The organism is Saccharospirillum mangrovi (assembly GCF_003367315.1).
In the GTDB taxonomy this organism is placed as follows: domain Bacteria; phylum Pseudomonadota; class Gammaproteobacteria; order Pseudomonadales; family Natronospirillaceae; genus Saccharospirillum; species Saccharospirillum mangrovi.
Genome location: NZ_CP031415.1, coordinates 2429536 through 2449208, shown reverse-complemented (window position 1 = coordinate 2449208; position 19673 = coordinate 2429536). Strand labels below are relative to the sequence as shown.

The 19673-nt window shown below is 56.0% G+C and carries 22 protein-coding genes; 19 read left to right on the top strand and 3 right to left on the bottom strand.

What is annotated here, in order from left to right:
• Nucleotides 1-130: 130 nt before the first annotated feature.
• The 5 genes from DW349_RS11735 to DW349_RS11715 are packed head-to-tail and all read left to right on the top strand — an operon-like array spanning nucleotide 131 to nucleotide 5005.
• Nucleotides 131-886: a hypothetical protein gene (locus DW349_RS11735; RefSeq protein ID WP_108125142.1), complete on the top strand. Its 756-nt coding sequence runs from the start codon at nucleotides 131-133 to the stop codon at nucleotides 884-886.
• An 11-nt stretch (nucleotides 887-897) separates the two neighbouring features.
• The gene (locus tag DW349_RS11730) at nucleotides 898-2154 is read left to right on the top strand and encodes an aminotransferase class III-fold pyridoxal phosphate-dependent enzyme (protein WP_108125143.1); all 1257 of its coding nucleotides are present in this window, start codon (nucleotides 898-900) and stop codon (nucleotides 2152-2154) included.
• Between the two features lie 60 nt (nucleotides 2155-2214).
• Nucleotides 2215-2865, top strand: a complete 651-nt coding sequence (locus DW349_RS11725; protein ID WP_108125144.1) for a TetR/AcrR family transcriptional regulator — start codon at nucleotides 2215-2217, stop codon at nucleotides 2863-2865.
• A 19-nt stretch (nucleotides 2866-2884) separates the two neighbouring features.
• Nucleotides 2885-3724, top strand: a complete 840-nt coding sequence (locus DW349_RS11720; RefSeq protein ID WP_157954311.1) for an SDR family NAD(P)-dependent oxidoreductase — start codon at nucleotides 2885-2887, stop codon at nucleotides 3722-3724.
• A gap of 33 nt (nucleotides 3725-3757) precedes the next feature.
• Nucleotides 3758-5005, top strand: coding sequence for an MFS transporter (locus DW349_RS11715; protein WP_108125146.1), 1248 nt, complete (start codon nucleotides 3758-3760; stop codon nucleotides 5003-5005).
• Between the two features lie 46 nt (nucleotides 5006-5051).
• On the opposite strand, the gene DW349_RS11710 is transcribed toward DW349_RS11715, so the two are convergent.
• The gene (locus DW349_RS11710) at nucleotides 5052-5957 is read right to left on the bottom strand and encodes a 1,4-dihydroxy-2-naphthoate polyprenyltransferase (RefSeq protein WP_108125147.1); all 906 of its coding nucleotides are present in this window, start codon (nucleotides 5955-5957) and stop codon (nucleotides 5052-5054) included.
• 131 nt (nucleotides 5958-6088) lie between these two features.
• Between DW349_RS11710 and DW349_RS11705 the strand changes: the two genes are divergently transcribed.
• Nucleotides 6089-6853, top strand: coding sequence for a GNAT family N-acetyltransferase (locus tag DW349_RS11705; protein ID WP_108125148.1), 765 nt, complete (start codon nucleotides 6089-6091; stop codon nucleotides 6851-6853).
• A 63-nt stretch (nucleotides 6854-6916) separates the two neighbouring features.
• Nucleotides 6917-7300, top strand: coding sequence for a DUF2750 domain-containing protein (locus DW349_RS11700; RefSeq protein WP_108125149.1), 384 nt, complete (start codon nucleotides 6917-6919; stop codon nucleotides 7298-7300).
• A 12-nt stretch (nucleotides 7301-7312) separates the two neighbouring features.
• Here the strand turns inward: DW349_RS11700 and DW349_RS11695 are convergent, their stop codons facing one another.
• Nucleotides 7313-8188: a bile acid:sodium symporter family protein gene (locus DW349_RS11695; protein WP_108125150.1), complete on the bottom strand. Its 876-nt coding sequence runs from the start codon at nucleotides 8186-8188 to the stop codon at nucleotides 7313-7315.
• A gap of 78 nt (nucleotides 8189-8266) precedes the next feature.
• Nucleotides 8267-8914, bottom strand: a complete 648-nt coding sequence (locus tag DW349_RS11690; RefSeq protein ID WP_232819298.1) for a 2OG-Fe(II) oxygenase — start codon at nucleotides 8912-8914, stop codon at nucleotides 8267-8269.
• 227 nt (nucleotides 8915-9141) lie between these two features.
• Here DW349_RS11690 and iscR point away from each other — a divergent pair, with 227 nt between their 5' ends.
• From iscR to DW349_RS11630, 12 genes are all read left to right on the top strand, one after another.
• Nucleotides 9142-9630, top strand: coding sequence for a Fe-S cluster assembly transcriptional regulator IscR (gene iscR, locus DW349_RS11685; RefSeq protein WP_108125151.1), 489 nt, complete (start codon nucleotides 9142-9144; stop codon nucleotides 9628-9630).
• Nucleotides 9627-10796, top strand: a complete 1170-nt coding sequence (locus DW349_RS11680) for an aminotransferase class V-fold PLP-dependent enzyme (protein WP_108125152.1) — start codon at nucleotides 9627-9629, stop codon at nucleotides 10794-10796. Before iscR ends, DW349_RS11680 begins: the two co-directional genes overlap by 4 nt.
• A 13-nt stretch (nucleotides 10797-10809) precedes the next feature.
• Entirely contained in the window at nucleotides 10810-12246 is a 1437-nt protein-coding gene (sufB, locus tag DW349_RS11675) for a Fe-S cluster assembly protein SufB (RefSeq protein ID WP_108125153.1), read from the top strand.
• A 75-nt stretch (nucleotides 12247-12321) separates the two neighbouring features.
• Nucleotides 12322-13071, top strand: a complete 750-nt coding sequence (sufC, locus tag DW349_RS11670) for a Fe-S cluster assembly ATPase SufC (protein WP_108125154.1) — start codon at nucleotides 12322-12324, stop codon at nucleotides 13069-13071.
• Between the two features lies 1 nt (nucleotide 13072).
• Nucleotides 13073-14368: a Fe-S cluster assembly protein SufD gene (gene sufD / locus DW349_RS11665; RefSeq protein ID WP_198650458.1), complete on the top strand. Its 1296-nt coding sequence runs from the start codon at nucleotides 13073-13075 to the stop codon at nucleotides 14366-14368.
• Nucleotides 14365-15585 carry an aminotransferase class V-fold PLP-dependent enzyme gene (locus DW349_RS11660; RefSeq protein WP_108125155.1) on the top strand — a complete coding sequence of 407 codons (1221 nt, stop codon included), beginning with the start codon at nucleotides 14365-14367 and terminating at the stop codon, nucleotides 15583-15585. The genes sufD and DW349_RS11660 overlap by 4 nt, the downstream gene beginning before the upstream one ends.
• A gap of 27 nt (nucleotides 15586-15612) precedes the next feature.
• Nucleotides 15613-15990 carry a HesB/IscA family protein gene (locus tag DW349_RS11655; RefSeq protein ID WP_108125156.1) on the top strand — a complete coding sequence of 126 codons (378 nt, stop codon included), beginning with the start codon at nucleotides 15613-15615 and terminating at the stop codon, nucleotides 15988-15990.
• Between the two features lie 10 nt (nucleotides 15991-16000).
• Complete coding sequence (sufT, locus tag DW349_RS11650; protein ID WP_108125157.1) at nucleotides 16001-16531, top strand: putative Fe-S cluster assembly protein SufT; 531 nt, start codon at nucleotides 16001-16003, stop codon at nucleotides 16529-16531.
• Nucleotides 16532-16622: 91 nt separating this feature from the next.
• Nucleotides 16623-17051: a SufE family protein gene (locus tag DW349_RS11645; RefSeq protein ID WP_108125158.1), complete on the top strand. Its 429-nt coding sequence runs from the start codon at nucleotides 16623-16625 to the stop codon at nucleotides 17049-17051.
• Nucleotides 17052-17206: 155 nt separating this feature from the next.
• Entirely contained in the window at nucleotides 17207-17632 is a 426-nt protein-coding gene (ndk, locus tag DW349_RS11640; protein WP_108125159.1) for a nucleoside-diphosphate kinase, read from the top strand.
• A 92-nt stretch (nucleotides 17633-17724) separates the two neighbouring features.
• The gene (rlmN, locus tag DW349_RS11635) at nucleotides 17725-18900 is read left to right on the top strand and encodes a dual-specificity RNA methyltransferase RlmN (RefSeq protein ID WP_108125160.1); all 1176 of its coding nucleotides are present in this window, start codon (nucleotides 17725-17727) and stop codon (nucleotides 18898-18900) included.
• Nucleotides 18897-19670, top strand: a complete 774-nt coding sequence (locus DW349_RS11630; RefSeq protein WP_108125161.1) for a tetratricopeptide repeat protein — start codon at nucleotides 18897-18899, stop codon at nucleotides 19668-19670. Before rlmN ends, DW349_RS11630 begins: the two co-directional genes overlap by 4 nt.
• Nucleotides 19671-19673 lie beyond the last annotated feature (3 nt).

Sequence of the window (19673 nt, the reverse complement as noted above, 5' to 3'; positions counted from 1 at the left end):
ATCTGCCTGTTTCCGACACCTTTCTTTAATGCCTTCATTTAACGTTTGACAGCGTAAAACCAGAGGTTTAATTGTTTAAATCAATAGAACGAGCACTCGCTCGGTAACTTGAACCTGCGGTTGGATTGCTATGAAAGACGCTAAAACTCTGGCTCATATCAATCTGTTTGGGGTATTGGCCAGCCTCAGCACTTTGTGTGCAGTGGATGACGAAGCCAAAGCACTGATTCGGGGTAAAAACCAATCCGTGACCTTTCGGATTCGCAAAGGCCCACGGCTGACGCTGGTGTTTAAAGACGGCGAATGCCGGGCGTTACCGGGAGTCGGTAATGGGCAGGTGCAGCTGTTTTTCCGGTCTTACGATCACTTCAATGCCTTAATGGACGGACAGGCAAATCCGATTCCGTTGTGGGGCTTTACCCGTCTGGGTTTTTTGACCGGACCGTTCGACCAATTAAGCAAACGCTTGGAATTTTTTCTGCGCCCGACGGATGAACGTCTGGTACAGCCCGATTACCGCCGCACCAACACCGCCTTGCTGATTTCAGTGGCGCTGAATGCGTCCATTCAGGTGGCGAACCTCGACCCGGAACTGGCGCAAATTCGCAAAGGGCTACCGCGCGGCGACATCTTGTTTCGCGTGAACGGCGGGCCGGCGCAAGGCATTGGCATTGCGCCGAATCAGGTGCAAGCGTTGCCCGAACTGCCCACAGAACCACGCGCAACCATGACATTTGCCGACATGGATGCCGCCTGCGATTTGCTCAACGGTCGTCGGGATTCATTCTCCAGCATCGCCGCTGGCCGGCTGCAATTGGCCGGCTACATTCCGCTGCTGGATAACTTCGATAAATTTTTGTTCAAAGTAAATCAGTACCTGAATTAAGGGGCGCCGCGATGACGATGTTTAAACAATCTGCCAGTGAATTCGAACGCGCTCTGAAAGTGATCCCGACCGGCATTCACGGCCATTTGGGTCCGGTGGCCGGCTGTGCGATTCCAGTCGATGCCTTTCCCAAATTCGCCGCCAGATCAGAAGGCACCTATTTCTGGGATCTCGATGGCAATCGCTTTATTGATTACATGTGTGCTTACGGCCCGAATATTTTGGGCTACGCCGATGCCGACGTAGACCGCGCCGTCATGGAGCAGATGCGCAAAGGTGACTGCGCATCGGTGCCGTTCACCACCATGATTGATATGGCGGAGCTGTTGGTTGATACCGTGGCTTCGGCCGATTGGGCGTTCTTTGCCAAGAACGGAGGCGACGTTACCAGCCTGGCGTTGATGACCGCCAAGGCGGCGACTGGCCGTAAAAAAACCATCATGGTTAAAGGCAATTACCACGGTGTGGCACCCTGGACACAGAAGGCTGGATATCCGGGCGTAGTCGAGGAAGACGTTACCAATAATCTCTACGTTGAATGGAATAACCTCGAACAACTGAAGCAGACCATTGCCGATAACAAAGGTGAAATCGCCTGCTTTATTTCCACTCCGTATTGGCATCCGGCGTTCGAAGACAACGCATTGCCGGCCGAAAATTACTGGCAGGAAGTGCGAAAACTGTGCACCGAAAACGGCATTGTTTTAGCCATCGATGACGTACGTTGTGGTTTCCGGCTCGACCTGAAAGGCTCCGATCATTATTACGGCTTTGAAGCGGACCTGATCTGTTTCTGCAAAGCCATCGGCAACGGCTATAACTTTTCAGCGCTGTGCGGTACCGATGCGATGAAAGATGCCGTTTCCAGCGTCTTTTACACCGGCAGTTACTGGCTGGCGTCGCAACCCTTTGCGGCGGGGATTGCCACCATCAACAAACTGCGCGCCATTGAAGGCGATCAACAAGTGTTGTCGATGGGTCGGAAACTGACTACAGGCTTGCACGAGGTTGGCCGGCAACACGGTTTCGACTTGCGCATCAGCGGCGAGCCATCGATGTGGTACATGCGCATTACCAATGACGACAACCTGATGTTGCACCAGCAATGGGTTGCCGAGTGCGTGAAACGCGGCGTCTTTTTTGCCAACCATCACAACCTTTTTATGAATTGTGCAATCACGGACGACGACATTCAGTTCACCCTGGATGTGGCAAACGACGCCTTCCAAGTGGTGGCCGCCAACAATCCTGCATTGTTATTGAAATAGTTCATTTAAATAGACCGTTAAAATAACGCGCCAGTTAATGGACTGACCAAGGGAGCGAACATGACGGAACCCGTGATTTTTTACAAAGAGGCCTTTGCCAAAACCTCAGAACAGCGGCGCAAGCGGGTATTGGATGTGGCGGTTCGGGAGTTCGCCGAGAAAGGTTTTGCAGGAACCAACATCAATGTTATTGCCGACGAAGCCGGTATCAGCATTGGTGCCATGTACAGCTATTTCACGTCCAAGGAAGCTTTGTTCCTGACCATCGTCAGTCAGCAATTTACCGTGCTGACGGATACGTTAAACGCCATTGATGTTCAGCAATCCTTTGATCAGGTGATCCGCGAGTTGTTTCGCCAGGTCATGGTTAAAACACAGGAGTACCGGGGGCTGAGTCAGATTTTTCATAACATCACCACCCAGTCGATGGCGGGAGTGGCAAACAAACTGTCCAATCAGTTTGAAGCCGATGTGCTGAATTTTTTATTGGCGGCGATTGAAAGCGCCAAAGCACGTCAGGAAATTCCGCAGGATACCGATGTACGCATGCTTGCTTTCTGCATCGACAATTTATTGATCATGTTTCAGTTTTCATTTTCTTCGGATTATTACCGCGAGCGGATGCGCTTGTTTCTGGGTGACGAGCGCGTGGCAGACGGCGAACAGTTAGTCGACGACATCATGCGATTTATTCATCAACAAACTCAGTGAAAACTCGAAGGACGTGCCTGTGAACAACAATAAAAAAGTAGCCTTGGTAACCGGCGCGTCATCGGGTTTTGGCTTGCATCTGGTGCAGGCATTGTTGTCGCGCGGAGTCGTGGTGTATGCCGCGGCGCGGCGGCTGGAACCGATGTCGCCGTTACAGCAGGCGGGCGCAATTTTGCTGTCGATGGATGTGTGCGATGACGCTTCGGTACAGGCCGGAGTTGAACAGATTGTGCGTGAAACCGGCCAGTTGGATCTGGTGTACAACAACGCTGGCTATGGTGCTTTTGGTCCGGTGGAAAGTGTCAGCCTCGATGAAGCGCGTTATCAGTTTGAGGTGAATGTTTTTGGCCTGGCGCGGGTAAATGCGGCGGTGTTGCCGATCCTGCGTCGGCAGCGTTCTGGGCGCATTATCGTAACCGCATCCAACTCCAGCTACATAGTAGCGCCGGGCACTGGCTGGTACGGCGCGACGAAATATGCGGTGCGGGCGTTGTGTGAAGCGTTGCGATTGGAAGTGTCCAACCTGGGCATTCAGGTGGTGCAGATTGAACCGGGGCCGGTGAATACCGGCTTTGGAACAGTGGCGTTTGAAAAGCTAGACAAACTGGACGTCAGTGACGACTACCGGCCGTTGATCGGTGCCTTCCGCACCTACATGGCCGACAGCTACGCTAAATCGCCCGGTATGGAAAGCACGGTGAATGCCATGGTTCATGCTGGGCTGGCGCGTCGGCCGCGCTGGATTTACCGCACCACTTTTGAATCCAAGTCGGTGACGTTTTTGCGCGGCTTGTTGGGCATTCATATCTACAGCTGGATTGTGTTACGGATTTTTTCACGGAATCAACGTCAACAATAATTGTCGCGTTTTTGACATCGGGGGCATTCAATTATGCAGGTGAATAAATATCGCTTTGTTATTTTAGCGACCTTTATGTTGGCGCTACTTGCTTCTCAGGTTCAGTGGTTATCGCATGCAGCAGTTGCCACTCAGGCGAACGAGTTTTACGCCATCCAGTTAGCGGCATCGAGTTGGTTGAATATCGACTTGCTGGCGGTGGTATACATGCTGGTGTTTTTGCTGCTCAGTTTCCCGGCTTCTTATGTGATCGATACCTTTGGTTTGCGCACTGGCTTGTTCATTGGTGGCGGTTTGCTGGCACTGTTCAGTGTGATCAAAGCAATCGGCTCCGGCTCGTTGTTGATGGTGTTGCTGGCGCAAACCGGTCTGGCTGTTGCCCAACCCTTTTTGCTTAACGCCATCACGGCTATGACCATGCATTGGTTCCCGGAAAAAGAACGCGCACTGGCGGCCGGCCTGGCGGTGTTCGCGCAGTATTTTGGCATGTTGGCGGCGATGATTATTTCACCGTTGATCGTGGCCGCTTATGGCAATGCTGCCGGTTTTTCCTTGTCGCTTTGGATATACGCCGTCATTGGTGTGGTCAGCGGTTTGGGTGTGATTTTGTTGTACCCGAATCCCAAGGTGCACAGCCCCATTGCGCATCCCGACAGTGTTCGTTTCAGCGAAGGTTTAAAACTGCTGGTGCACAGTCGCGACATGTTGTTTTTGTTGCTGTTGTTTGCCGTGGGTTTGGGCATCGTTAATGCGGTGACCAGTTTGATCGATGCCATTGTGCATAAGATGGCATTGGGCAATGTCGGCGGTGCCATTGGCGGGTTGGTGTTGATTGGTGGCATGGTGGGCAGCCTGGTGCTGTCGACGTTGTCGGATCGATTGGGCAAACGTAAACCGGTGATTTTGTTGGCGATGATCGGTTTGATTCCGGCGGTTTTCGGGTTTGTTTATGCCGATGTTTTGCTGGCCGATCCGACTGCGCGTTTTTCTGTGCTGCTGGTGTGCGGATTTCTGGTCGGGTTTTTTATCATGGGCATTGGCCCGGTGGGGTTTCAGTACGCTGCCGAACGCACGGTGCCGGCGCCTGAGTCGGCGTCGCAAGGTATGTTGCTGTGGATCGGGCAGATCTCCGGCATCGTTTTTGTGGTCGCCATGTCGATGGCCGACGGGCGCTATTTAACGCCCTTGTTGCACGCCTTCTTTTATTTGTCGATTGTGTTACTGGCGGTGGCGTCGTTACTCAAAGACGTTTCGCTGCACCGTGCGGCTGACCAAACCTGAACGGACTCTTATCGCTTAAAACAAATGTCGTTTAAAAAAGTATTGTTCAAAACAAACCTAAGCCAAGCAATGCAATGGCGATCAGCAAACTGACTCTGAGTTCATACAGGGCGGTGCGTGCCAACAAGGCATTGAGTTCCCGGCCCTGAAACTGCCGCACTTGCTGGTCCAGTCGCCATGCCCAGAACAGGCTCGGTACCATCGCCAATACCAATAACGCCGGCAGATGACCGAGACTGGCAGCGACAATGGATAAAACGAAGGGGCTGAATAACGCCGCGCGATACAGTCGATTGGCCCAGGTGCGACCGAAGCGGACCGCCAGGGTGCGTTTGCCGCTGCGGCGGTCGGATTCGATGTCGCGAATGTTGTTCACCATTAAGATCGCGCAGCACGGTAAACCGACCATCAACCCAACCCACAAACTGGCGATGTGCCAGTGCGCACTTTGCAACCAATAGCAGCCGATGACGGCGACCAGCCCGAAGAAAATCAGCACCGCCACTTCGCCCAAACCGTGATTGGCCAAAGGCCAGGGACCTGCGGAATAAGCCAGCGCCGCGAGGATGGACGCCATGCCCGCCAGCGTCAGCGGCCAGCCGCCGACGTACACCAACGGCAAGCCGGTCAGCAGGCAGAACAGCAGCGTCAGCCAGAGTGCGCGGCGCATGTTGGCTGGCGAGATCAAGCCGCTTTGGGTGACGCGGGTCGGGCCCAGTCGGTCGGCGCCATCGATACCGCGTTCGGCGTCGAACAGGTCGTTGGCGAGGTTCACCATAATCTGCAAACCCAGTGCGCACAGCAGCGCCAACACCGCCAGCGTGGCGTTGAAAAAACCGTGATAAAATGCCAGCGCCACGGCCGCGATGATGGGTGCCACGGCGGCGGGCAGGGTACGCGGACGCGCTGCCAGCAGCCAGGGGTTGGAGCGTCGTTCGGCTTGAGCGGTCATGCCAGGGTCTCGTTTTTACCAGCGTTGGTGTGATGATACGCGAAAATAACCACCAGCATCTGACCTGGCTCAAGCACTCTGTCTTTGAGGTTAAGCGCCACGGCATTGTTGTGGTGTCAGCGAGATTTTTTATGGATTTACCGCGACTGATTCAACGTTACAACCAGGTCGAACGCATCGATTTGCAACTGCCGGGTTACCAGCGGTTTCACAACGACCAGCGCGTGCGTCTGCTGTCGGCCGACCGCCATGGCAGCTTTATCAGTTATTTCGACGTCAGCGCTAACGATGCCGATGCGTTGATCGAAACCGAGATCGCGTTTTTTCGCGAACGCGGTCAGGCGTTCGAATGGAAGCTGTACGACTACGACCAACCGGCCGACATGGCCGAACGTCTGCTGCGACAGGGTTTTGTCGCGGGCGAAGCCGAAACTTTTATGGCGCTCGACCTGGCAAAACTGGATGCAGACGCGATGTCGGGGCCGGTGGTTACCCGGGTGCAGGACGACGCGGGGCTGGTCGATGCCATTGAGGTGCAGCAGCAGGTCTGGCAGGAAGACCTGAGCGAACAGTTGGCGTATTTGCGTCAGGCATTGGCGGCCGAGCCGGATAATCTGGCGGTTTATGTGGTCTATCTTGATGGCAAGGCGGTGTCGTCGTCGCGGGTGGAATTTAACGGTGCCAGCCCGTTCGCCGGCATCTGGGGCGGCGGCACTTTGGCAGAGTATCGTGGCCGTGGTTGTTACTCGGCCTTGTTGCAGCGTCGGTTGCTCGATGCCAAAGCGCGCGGCAAAGAGTACGTCATTATTGATGCCTCGCCGATGAGCCAACCCATTGTTGCGCGCCACGGTTTTGTGCCGGTGGCGATGACCACACCGTATCTTTTTACACCGTAATTCGAGTCGGCAACGAAGCAACTCTCAGTTATTTTCCACAGCGTTTTTTTGAAGGAATTTTTTATGTCTCAGTCTCCCAGCGTTCAACAACTCGATACATTGCCCGGCTTGCCAGCGGAAGCCCGGTTTGATTTTTTGGTGCGGTCCGTGCTCGACAATGAACAGGTTTGGACACTGCGCGGTGACGCCGGCACCGTCTTGATGTCGTGTGATGGCGACGACTGCCTGCCCATCTGGCCGCACGCCGAATTTGCCCGCCAATGGATCAGTGGCGACTGGGCCGACTGCGAACCGCTGGCGATTGATCTGGCGGCCTGGATGGAACGTTGGCTGCCGGGTTTGCAGGAAGACGGTGTCGCCCTGGCGGTTTTCCCCGGCAAGAAAGAAGAAGGTGTGGTGCTGGAGCCGCTCGAATTTCTCGACGTCCTGGCAGGCAGCCAGGACTGAGATTTTCTGGTGTTAAGTTGCGCTTACCGCTGATGCGCGACCATCGCGGTAACGCACCCAGGCCACAAAACCAAAACCGGGTACATTCATCAGCACGCCGTAGATCAACGGCACCACCGCCAGCGCCGGTTGATGCATCAGACTGATCGCCACCAGCAAGGCGGTACCGGCGTTTTGAATACCCACTTCCACCGCCAGTGTGCGAGCGATGGCCGCGTCGCGACTGGCGCGAAAGGCTATCCAGCCGGACAACAACATGGCGGTGCACGACAGCATCAATACCGCCAGGGCTTTGATCGGATCTTGCAGCAACGGCCAGTTGGTGACGATCAAACCCAGCACGACGATCAACATCAAACCGGTACCCAAACGTTTGCTCCAGGGTTCGAGTCGGTCAGCCCAGGCGCTGGCCCAATGCCGGATCGCCATGCCAACCAACACGGGCACGAAAGTGACGATCAACAATTGGTTGATGGTCGGTCCGATGGGCAATTGCAATGCCGTTGCATCGGAGCCGCTTTGCGCAAGATACAAACCGAATAACAACGGCAAGGTGAACGGCACTAACAAACTGCTGATCGCTGTTAAAGCGATGCTTAGCGCCACCTGACCATTGGCGAGATAGGCAAATAAATTGGATGTCGCGCCGCCAGGGCACAGTGACAACAAAAACAAGCCGGCAGCCGTCGGCCCATCCAACCCCAGGATGGCGATCACCACCAGCGCCAGTGCCGGTAACAACAAAAGCTGCAACACCAAACCCAATAACGGCATTGCCGGTGCACGCAATACCGCAGAGAAATGACGTGGCGATAACCCCAGCCCCATCGCCAACATGATGAAGGCCAGAACAGCAGGCAGGATGATTTGAGAGAGCAGTTGTGACATTGGAGTGATTCCGACCGGAAAGACACAACTGAGCTTAAGAAAATGTCGGACGCCTTTCTTTGATCTGAGACAAAAGACTCAGCGCGCCGGATCAACCCAGTCCGCAGTGCTGTTATTGCGTCGAAACCAGCCGGCGATGGAAAAGCGGTTGCGGTTGGCAGCCAGCACTTCGTGCGGGAAATCTTCGCTGAGGAAAATCACCATGGCGCCGAGGCTGGGTTGAACTCGGGCGAGTTCGGTGTCGTCGAGATCGTAAATCAGCAATTCGCCGCCGTTATCGGGCTGCCAGTCTGGATTCAGGTAAGTCACAGTGGTTAACACCCTATTGGAGCGGCCGCGAAAGGCATCCAGGTGCTTGCGATAGAAGGCACCGCTGCCGTAACGCGCGTAGTGGCATTCGTAATCGAACAGGCCGAGCAACAAACGGCGGTTCAGTTCCAGACGCAGGGCGTCGGTGGTTGCCAGATAGCGCTGTTGGGCGCTGCTGCGACCGTCCAGCCAGCAAATGGCGTCGCGGCGAATAAGATCGTTGGTGTGGTGGTCCTGGCGGCGGCCAATGCCGGCCTGGCGCCACTGGTCGTCCGGCAGTTGGTGTAAGTCCTGCAACAGATCAAGCGCCAGAGCGGTGTCCAGACCGTTTGGCAAAAACGCCCAGCCTGGGCCGCGCAAACGGTCGGCAATAAGATCGTAATCCCACAGGGGTGGGGCGGCGGTGTCCAGGTTCAACGGCAGGTCCTCAAAGGCGACCCGCGAGAATAGCGGCCATCGACTTCAGGTAAAGCAAAACCTTTTGATCGTGACGATCATCATTCGACCACCGTCTGTTTGCGCAGACGGCCTTGAAAACGCCCGCAGAGCCCTGAATTAGAGCGGTATCAATAGTTGACTGTTTTACTCGGGTATTTATAATTCGCGCCACCTGAAGAGTCTGGGACCCGAACGGGAGCCACGAGATGAGATTAACCACCAAAGGCCGCTACGCCGTCACCGCCATGCTGGATCTGGCGCTGAATCAGGACGCCGGCCCGATCAGCCTATCGGATATTTCCGAACGCCAGGGCATCTCGCTGTCGTATCTGGAGCAGTTGTTTTCCAAGTTGCGCCGTCAAGGCCTGGTGACCTCGGTGCGTGGACCCGGCGGTGGCTATCGCCTGGGTCGCGACGGCCATGGCATCAGTGTTGCCGATGTGGTCGATGCCGTCAGCGAAAGTCTGGACGCCACCAAGTGCCAGGGCAAAGCCGGTTGCCAACAAGGTGAGGTGTGTTTGACGCATCACCTGTGGCAAGACTTAAGCGCCCAGATTCACGATTTCCTCAGCGATATTTCCCTGGGCGATCTGGTCGCCCGGCGCGACATTCAGGCGGTCAGCAAACGCCAGAATCGTTACCTGCAAGACAGCACCTTTATGGGCGAAGAAAAAATCGCCGCGAGTCAGTTATGAGCCAGTCGCCGATCTATTTCGATTACGCCGCCACCACGCCGGTCGACGAGCGCGTCGCGGCAAAAATGGTGCAGTTTCTGACCCGCGAGGGGCAGTACGGCAACCCGGCGTCGCGCTCGCACTTGCTGGGTTGGTTGGCTGAAGAAGCGGTTGAAGACGCGCGCAACGAGATTGCCGATTTAATCGGTGCCGACAACCGCGAAATTGTCTGGACCAGCGGCGCCACCGAAAGCAACAACCTGGCGTTGAAAGGCGTCGCGGAAAATTTCGCACCTGACGATTGCCACTTAATCGTTAGCGCCACTGAACACAAAGCCGTGCTCGACCCGGCATTGTATCTGCAAAAACGCGGCTACGGCCTGACCATTTTGAAGCCCGACAGCGACGGCGTAATCAGCGTCGATGCCGTCAAAAATGCGCTGCAACCGAACACGCGATTGGTCAGTTTAATGGCCGCCAACAACGAAACCGGCGTGCTCAATCCCGTAGCAAAAATCGGTGCTTTATTGGCTGAACGCGGCGTCTGGTTTCATATCGATGCAGCACAAGCGGTGGGAAAAATTCCGGTCGATGTGAATGAATGGCAGGCGACGTTACTGTCGATTTCCGGTCATAAATTTTACGCACCGAAAGGTGTTGGTGCGCTTTACGTTCGGCGCCGTTCGACGCTGGAATTAAGAGCGCAAATTCACGGCGGCGGCCACGAACGCGGCATGCGTTCTGGCACCCTGGCGACGCATCAATTGGTCGCCATTGGCGCAGCTGCCAACATCGCCAAAACAGAGATGGCTGACGAAGCGGCACGCATTCAAACGCTGCGCGATCGACTCTGGTCCGGCATCGAAGATCTGGGCGATATCCGCATTAATGGCGCCGGCGCACCGCGCACGCCAGGGCATTTAAACGTCGCCTTTGGCGGCATCGATGGCGAAGCCTTGATGATGGCGCTGCGCAACTTGGCGGTCAGCACCGGTTCGGCTTGTACGTCCGCCAGCGTGGAACCTTCGCACGTGTTGAAAGCTATGGGTCTGGCCGACAGTGTCGCGCATGGATCACTACGTTTCAGTCTCGGCCGTTACACCACCCAAAGCGATGTGGATCAGGCCATCGCCAGCATTCGAGAAGCGGTACCGGCACTGCGCAAGCAGTCGTCGGTGGCGTCCTAACAGGTAGAAGATCATGAGTGAAAACATCGACCAGTATTTAAAGAACGAATACGCCGCAGGCTGGACGACCGACGTCGAGTCGCTGACCATTCCGCCCGGTCTGAACGAAGATGTGATCCGCCTGATTTCGGCCAAAAAAGACGAGCCGGAATGGATGCTGGAATGGCGACTGCAAGCCTTTCGCGCCTGGCTGGAAATGACCGAGCCGAACTGGGCACACGTTAAATACCCACGGCCGGATTTTCAGGCGCTGTCCTATTATTCCTCGCCCAAGAGCATGGAAGATCGACCGCAGTCGCTCGATGAAGTCGATCCGGAATTACTGCGCACTTATGAAAAACTCGGCATACCGGTGCACGAACAGGAAGTGTTGGCCGGTGTCGCTGTAGACATGGTGTTCGACTCGGTTTCCGTGGGCACAACTTTCCGCGAAAAACTGAAAGACGCTGGCGTTATTTTCTGCTCGATTTCAGAAGCCATTCGCGAATATCCGGAACTGGTCAAAAAATATTTGGGTTCGGTTGTTCCGCAAAAAGACAATTTTTACGCCGCGCTGAATTCCGCCGTGTTTTCTGACGGCAGCTTTGTTTATATCCCGAAGGGCGTACGTTGCCCGATGGAACTGTCGACCTATTTCCGTATTAACGAAGCCAAAACCGGCCAGTTCGAGCGCACGCTGTTGATCGCCGATGAAGGCAGCCACGTCAGCTATCTGGAAGGCTGCACCGCGCCGATGCGCGATGAGAACCAGCTGCACGCTGCCGTGGTGGAATTGGTGGCGCTGGATGACGCCGAAATCAAATACTCGACGGTGCAGAATTGGTACCCAGGCAACGAAAAAGGCGAGGGCGGCATTTACAACTTCGTCACCAAGCGCGGCATCGCACACAACCGCGCCAAAATTTCCTGGACGCAAGTTGAAACCGGATCGGCCGTTACCTGGAAATACCCGTCCTGCATTTTGAAAGGCGACGACAGCATTGGTGAATTTTATTCCGTCGCCTTGACGTCGAATTATCAGCAGGCGGATACCGGCACCAAGATGATTCATCTGGGCAAAAACACCCGCTCGACAATCATCTCCAAAGGCATCAGCGCCAAGCGTTCGGAAAATTCCTATCGCGGCCTGGTGCGCATGAACCCCGGTGCCGAAGGCGCGCGCAACTATACCCAGTGCGATTCACTGTTGATCGGCGATCAGTGCGGTGCGCACACCTTCCCGTACATCGAATCGAAAAACCCGACGGCGGTGATCGAGCACGAAGCGACGACCTCCAAAGTCAGCGACGATCAATTGTTTTTGTGCCAGCAGCGCGGCATTGATCCGGAAAAAGCCGTGTCGATGATCGTCAACGGTTTCTGCAAGGAAGTGTTCAAAGAACTACCGATGGAATTCGCGGTGGAAGCGGGTAAATTGCTCGAAGTCAGCCTCGAAGGCGCAGTGGGTTAAAACCAATTTTTTGTGCGCCCGAACCGTGAAATTGGGTGCGCAGTTGTACAGAGTTAAACGACGGATACCAACGCCATGTTGAAGATTGAAAACCTCACCGCACAAGTCGAAGACAAGACCATTTTGCGCGGCCTGAATCTGGAAGTGAATGCCGGTGAAGTGCACGCCATCATGGGCCCGAACGGTGCTGGCAAAAGCACACTCGGCCATGTACTGGCCGGTCGCGCTGGCTATGAAGTAACCGGCGGTTCAGCCAGCTTCGACGGCCAGTCGTTGTTCGATCTGGAAGCCGAAGAACGTGCGCAAGCGGGTTTGTTTCTGGCGTTCCAATACCCGGTGGAAATTCCCGGTGTGTCTAACATGGAATTTTTGAAAGCCAGTGTCGATGCGGTTCGTGCATCGCGTGGTCAGGAAGCGCTGAGTTCGATGGACTTTATTAAGCTCGCACGGGAAAAATGTCAGGCAGTGAATCTGCCGCAAGATTTTCTTAAGCGTGGCGTCAACGAAGGCTTTTCCGGCGGCGAGAAAAAGCGCAACGAATTGCTGCAAATGATGTTGCTGGAACCCAAGCTGTGCATTCTCGATGAAACCGATTCCGGCCTGGACATTGATGCGTTGCAGGTCGTCGCCAACGGCGTTAATGCGTTGCGCAGTCCGGACCGCGCCATGATCGTTGTTACTCACTACCAACGTCTGCTCGATTACATCGTGCCCGACTACGTGCACGTGCTCGCCAAAGGCAAGATCGTTAAATCCGGTGGTCGTGAACTGGCGCTGGAGCTGGAAAAACACGGCTACAGCTGGATCGACGAGGAGGTGGCCTGAGGTGGCGGCGGTACCGATGCAGGCGCACAACGCCTATCAGCAAATTCAGGCGGCGTCCGATTGGCCCTGGCTGTCGGACTGGCGCGCGCGTGGCTGGGAACAATTCAGCAACACACCCTGGCCGACGCGTAAAACCGAAGACTGGAAATACACGCCGCTGCGTTCGTTAACCGAAACCGATTGGCAATTAGCGTCGGAAAAAACCAATGCTCAAGGTGTTGAATTTGGCGATTGGTCACCGACTACTCTGACGCTGGTTAACGGCCAAGTGGTTGCACAAGATGCCTTGCCGGCTGGTGTGTCGGTTCGGTTGTTGTCTCAAGCCGACGCTCAAGCGCGTGCACAGTTTGAGCAACGGCTGACGCAAACCTTAGCCGGCGAACGCCAACTGTTTAACGTCTTCAATCAGGCCATGCTAACCGAAGCGGTCTGGATTGAAGTTGCGCCGGGCACGGTATTGGAAAAGCCGTTGCATCTGAATCAGGTGATTTCCAGCGCCGCTGCCGAACGCATGATTCCGGTGCGGGTGTTGTGCGATCTGGGCGAGCGTGCTGAAGCGACCTTGGTGGAAACCTTCACCAATGAAGCGACGGGTGCCGTCTTTACTAACCCGGTTACCGAGCTTCAATTGGCCGGAAATGCCCGCTTGCGTCACTACCATTTGTTGCTCGAAGAAGGCGATGTGCGTCACCTCGGTTCGGTGCATGCGTCGCTCGGCGGTTACGCCAGTCTCGACAGTTTTCACATGGCGCTCGGTGGCACGTTGAAGCGCAAAGACATCGTGGTGGAACACAACGGCAGCGGTGCGGAATTGACTCTGAATGGCGTTTATCTGCCACGCGGTCAGGAACACATCGACTACCACACCACGCTCGAACATTGCGTGCCGCATTGCACCTCGCAGGAAGTGTTCCGCGGCATCATCGCCGACAAAGCCAAGGCGGTGTTTAACGGTCGTATTCACATTCATAAAGATGCGCAAAAAACCTTGGCGGAATTGAGCAATAAGAATTTGCTGACCAGCCATCAGGCCGAAGTCGATACCAAACCGGAATTGGAAATCTACGCCGACGACGTTAAGTGCGCGCACGGTGCCACTGTGGCGCAGCGTGACGACAGCGCGCTGTTTTATTTCCTGGCGCGCGGCATCAGCAAGGCCGAAGCGGAAGTGATGTTGAACTTTGCGTTCATTAACGAATTGCTTGACGGTTTGGCCGATGATGCGGTGCGCGATTTGCTGCAACCGTTATTGCGCGCGCGTTTTGCGCGTGGTGAATCGTTGGAGTCACTGGCATGAGTTTCGATCTGGCGGCCATTCGTGCGCAGTTTCCAATTTTGTCGCAGCAGGTGAACGGCAAGCCGTTGGTCTATCTGGATAACGGTGCGACCACGCAAAAGCCGAACGTCGTCATCGATGCCATTTGTGATTATTACCGTCACGACAACGCCAACGTACATCGCGGTGCGCATGCGTTAAGTGATCGCGCTACGGCCAAATTCGAAGGGGCACGTGAATCGGTGCGGCGTTTTATCAACGCCGGTCATCGCGAAGAAATTATCTGGACCAAAGGCACCACCGAAGGCATCAACCTGGTGGCGTTCAGTTGGGGTCGCGACAACCTGCGCCAGGGCGACCGGGTGCTGGTGTCTACGATGGAACACCACGCCAACATCGTGCCCTGGCAGTTGCTGGCCGGCCAGACCGGTTGCGAACTGGTGCCGATGCCGGTGGACGATCGCGGTCAGATTGATTTGGCAGCGCTCGACGATCTGCTCGATGAACGGGTGAAGCTGGTGTCGGTGGTGCATGTCTCTAACGCGCTTGGCACTGTGAACCCGGTCGAGGCGATTATTGAAAAAGCCCACGCTGTTGGCGCCAAAGTATTGATCGATGGCGCCCAGGCGGTTGCGCATTGGCCGCTCGACGTGCAGGCGTTGGATTGCGATTTCTACAGTTTTTCCGCGCATAAAATGTACGGCCCAACGGGCATGGGCGCGCTCTACGGCAAACGTGAATTGTTGCAGGCCATGCCGCCTTTTATGGGCGGTGGCGAGATGATTGAGACGGTGTCGTTCGCCGGCACGACTTACAACGCCTTGCCCTATAAATTCGAACCCGGCACCCCCAATATTGCCGGTGCCATTGGTATGGGCGCAGCGGTCGAGTTTCTGGAGAGTTTTGATCGCAAGGCGTTGGCCGAACACGAAGCCGATGTACTGAATTACGCGGTTGAGCGTGCGCATCAATACGAAGGCCTGCGCTTGATCGGTGAAGCGGATCACCGCGCGGGCGTGTTGAGTTTTCTGCTCGATGGCGGCCACCCGGCCGACGTCGGCATGTTGCTCGATCAGCAAGGCATAGCGGTGCGCACTGGCAACCACTGCGCCATGCCGATCATGCAGCGCTATGGCATTACTGGCACGGTGCGCGCCAGCTTTGCGCTCTATAATGGACGGGACGATGTGGACGCTTTGTTCGCCGGTCTCGACAAGGTTAAAACCTTTTTATTGTGACCTGAGAGGTCAGTGGAGGGGACGCTCATGAGTGTGGAATCCTTCGATCCAACCCAGCAAGCTGCGCCGGCTGTCACCATGACGGCGGCTGCTATTGAACACGCCCGTCGGCAGATTCGGCAGGCGGGCGCGTCCGGTATTCGTCTGGGCGTTAAGGAAAGCGGTTGTTCGGGCTATATGTACGTGGTCGATTTTGTCGCCGAGGCCGACGCCAGCGATGTGTCGTTCGCTGTGGCCGACGATGTGACGCTCTACGTGCAGAAAACCGCCATTCCGATTGTGCGCGGTACCGAAATCGATTTTGGCGCCGAAGGCGTCAACCGGGTGATCAAGTTCAACAACCCCAACGTCAGCGCCGAATGCGGCTGCGGGGAAAGCTTCATCATCGACGAAGAGGCGGTGTGAGCGCAGTCTGATGACCGAACGACGTATGGTGGTCACCCAGCGCGATGTGCCGGCGCGGCTGGTGCCAGTGGGTACGCCCATCACCATTCCGGCCGACAGCTTTATTACTTTAACGCAGTCGCTCGGTGGTAATTACACCGTCATCCACAACGGCAATATGGCGCGCATTGACGGCCTTGATGCCGACGCCATCGGCATGACGCCGCAGGTATTGGAATTTGCAGCCAGCGTCGACGGCCAGCCGGACGAAGCGCATTTATGGCAAGCCCTGGCGACGGTTTACGACCCGGAAATTCCGGTCAACATTGTCGATCTCGGTCTGGTGTATGGCGTGCGCATTGACGGCCATACCGCACACATCGAGATGACGTTGACTGCGCCGGGTTGTGGCATGGGCCCGGTGTTGGTTGATGACGTTAAGTATCGGGTGGCGCGAGTGCCGGGCATCGACAGCGTTGCGGTCGAACTGGTGTTCGACCCGCCCTGGAACCGGGAGCGCATGAGCGAAGCAGCCCGGTTAGAGACCGGGCTGTTTTTTTAATCCGGCCCGCCATTTTTGCATCGTCACATTGCATGAACCATCACGTCCGTGAACCGTCACCTTCTACGAATCGTCATAAGGGACTTTTAGCATGAGCAGCCAATTCGGCGTCGACATTACCCCCGACGACATCCTGGAAACCCTGTCGTTTTTCGATAGCTGGGAAGATCGCTATCGCTACATCATCGATCTGGGCAAGGAGCTGCCGGCGATGGACGACAGCCTGAAAACCGACGAGCGCATTGTGCGCGGTTGCCAAAGCCAGGTCTGGCTGGCGCACAGCGTCGATAACGAACGGCTGTATTTCCAGGCCGACTCCGATGCCCACATCGTGCGCGGTCTGCTTGCGGTGGTGCTGGCGGCTTACAACGGTCGGTCCAGTCAGGCGATTCTGGAATTTGACGTGGAAGACTATTTCAACCGGCTTGATCTGGTGCGCCACCTGAGTCCGACGCGGGGCAACGGTCTGCGCGCCATGGTCGGTCGCATTCGCGATATCGCCGCTCAAACGGCTGCTTAAACGGCTTCTTAAACGATACTCCGGACGTTTTCGACCGCTGTTACAACGAATGCAGCGGTAAATTGGGATGCAAAGCGGGTGCGGCCATGGTAACGGGCTGTACAGCCACGTATAATCCGCCGCCGACTATTGACCCCCTTTGGAGAAAAAAGCCCATGGCGAAAGAACGTACCCTGTCCATCATCAAGCCCGACGCCGTTGCCAAGAACTTGATCGGCGCCATCTACAGCCGTTTTGAGTCGGCCGGTCTGACCATCGTCGCCTCTAAAATGCTGCGCTTGAGCCAGGAACAGGCCGAGGGCTTCTACGCCGAGCACAAAGAGCGTCCGTTCTTCGGCGCCCTGGTCGAATTCATGACCTCAGGTCCGGTCGTGGTTCAGGTATTGGAAGGCGACAACGCCATCACCAAAAACCGTGAAATCATGGGTGCCACCAACCCGGCGGAAGCCGCGGCCGGCACACTGCGTCACGACTACGCATCCAGCATCGACGCCAACGCGGTACACGGCTCTGATGCACCGGCATCTGCCGAGCGCGAAATTGCCTATTTTTTCAATGAGAGCGAAATCTGCGCTCGTTAAAGCTAAACGCTTGACGGGAGACGGGAGACGCCAAACCAAGCTAGCGTCAAGCATCTCCCGTTAAGCGTCTTCCGTGACCATCGGGAACACAAATGACTCAACAAGCGTCCACCAAAGTCAATCTCCTCGGCATGGGTTTGCCCGCCCTGGAAGACTTCTTCGTCAACGAACTGGGCGAGAAGAAATTCCGCGCCACTCAGGTGCTGAAGTGGATTCACCAGCGCCGCGTTGATGACTTCGACGCCATGACCGACGTCAGCAAGGCCTTGCGCACCAAGCTCAAGGAAGTGGCGGAAATCGTCACGCCCGAGGTCACCTACTGCAAAGATTCCAAAGACGGCACGCGCAAATGGGTCATGAAAATGCCCGGCGGCAGTGCCGTTGAAACCGTCTTTATTCCCGAAGAAGGTCGCGGCACCCTGTGTGTGTCGTCGCAGATTGGTTGCGCCTTGGATTGCTCGTTTTGCTCCACTGGCAAGCAGGGTTTCAACCGCGATCTGAGTTCTGCCGAAATCATTGCCCAGGTCTGGGTGGCGGCGAAATCCTTCGAGGTTGGTGAAGACGGTCAGTCGTCTGTTAAAGAACGCCGCATCACCAACGTGGTGATGATGGGCATGGGCGAACCGCTGTTGAATTTCGACAACGTGGTCGAGGCCATGGGACTGATGATGGACGACAACGCTTACGGTCTGTCCAAACGTCGCGTCACGCTGAGCACCTCCGGCGTTGTTCCGGCAATTTACGAATTAGCCAAAGTTACCGATGTTGCCCTGGCGTTGTCGCTGCACGCACCGAACGATGAATTGCGCAATACGCTGGTGCCGCTGAACAAGAAATACGGCGTTCAGGCGACGCTCGATGCGTGCAATCACTACATGGCGCGGTTCAGTGAAAAGCGCGTTACCACCATCGAATACACTCTGATTAACGGCGTTAACGACGAGCCGCAGCACGCCCACGAACTGGCCGAATTGCTGCGCAACACGCCGTGCAAAATCAATTTGATTCCGTTCAATCCGTTCCCCAATTCCGGTTACGAGCGGCCAAGCAATAACCGCATGCATCGCTTCCGCGACATCCTGCTGGCGGCGCACTACAACGTCACCATTCGCAAGACGCGTGGCGATGATATCGACGCCGCCTGCGGTCAGTTGGTCGGTCAGGTGAGCGACAAAACCCGGCGCTCGGAACGCTTTATCGAAGCGGTGGAACTGGGCCGGACTGCGGCCGACATCGCCGCCAATCGGGGACAGCGAGGCGCGCTGTGATTCGTCCCGGCTTTGCCGTTTTGATCAGCCTGTTATTGTCGGCCTGTGTCACCACCACGACCAGCCGCTTTGACGATCAACGCGATCTCGATCAGGCGGTGCAGACCTACATCCAAATCGGCTATCGCCACTTCGCCAACAACAACCTTTTCGAAGCCAAGCAGGCGTTGAACGAAGCGCTGGCGCTGGACGACAAAGCCGCCGGCGCGCACTTGGGTTTGGCTCGGGTGTTCGAAGCCGAACAGGAAATTGAATTGGCGGATGCGCATTTTCAACGCGCCATTCGTTACGACGGCGGCACCGAAGCGGTCTTTCAATACGGCGTGTTTCTGTACAACGAAGGCGATTACCGCGCTGCCCGAAATCGCTTTGCCGACGCCACCGACGACGCTTTCTATCAGCGCCGCGCCCGGAGTTTCGAATACCTGGCCGTCAGCGAACGCCGTCTTGATCATATTGACGCCGCCATCAACGCCTATCAGCGTGCCGTCACATTGGACGAGCGTTTGGTAAACGCCCATCTGGCGCTGGCCGACCTGCAGTTTGAACAGGGCAATGCCGCTGCGGCCTGGCAGGCGTACCAAGGTTTTGCGGACTTGGTGGCGACCGATCAGGCACAATACGGACCCTACAGTTTGTGGCTGGGCATTCGCATCGCCGATGCCTGCGGGTACGACGATTGGCGCCAGGCTCTGGCCGCTCAGTTGCAACAGAAGTTCGCCGACAGCGAGGAATACCAGCGCTTTTTGAGCTGGCGGGAGGAAGCATGAGTG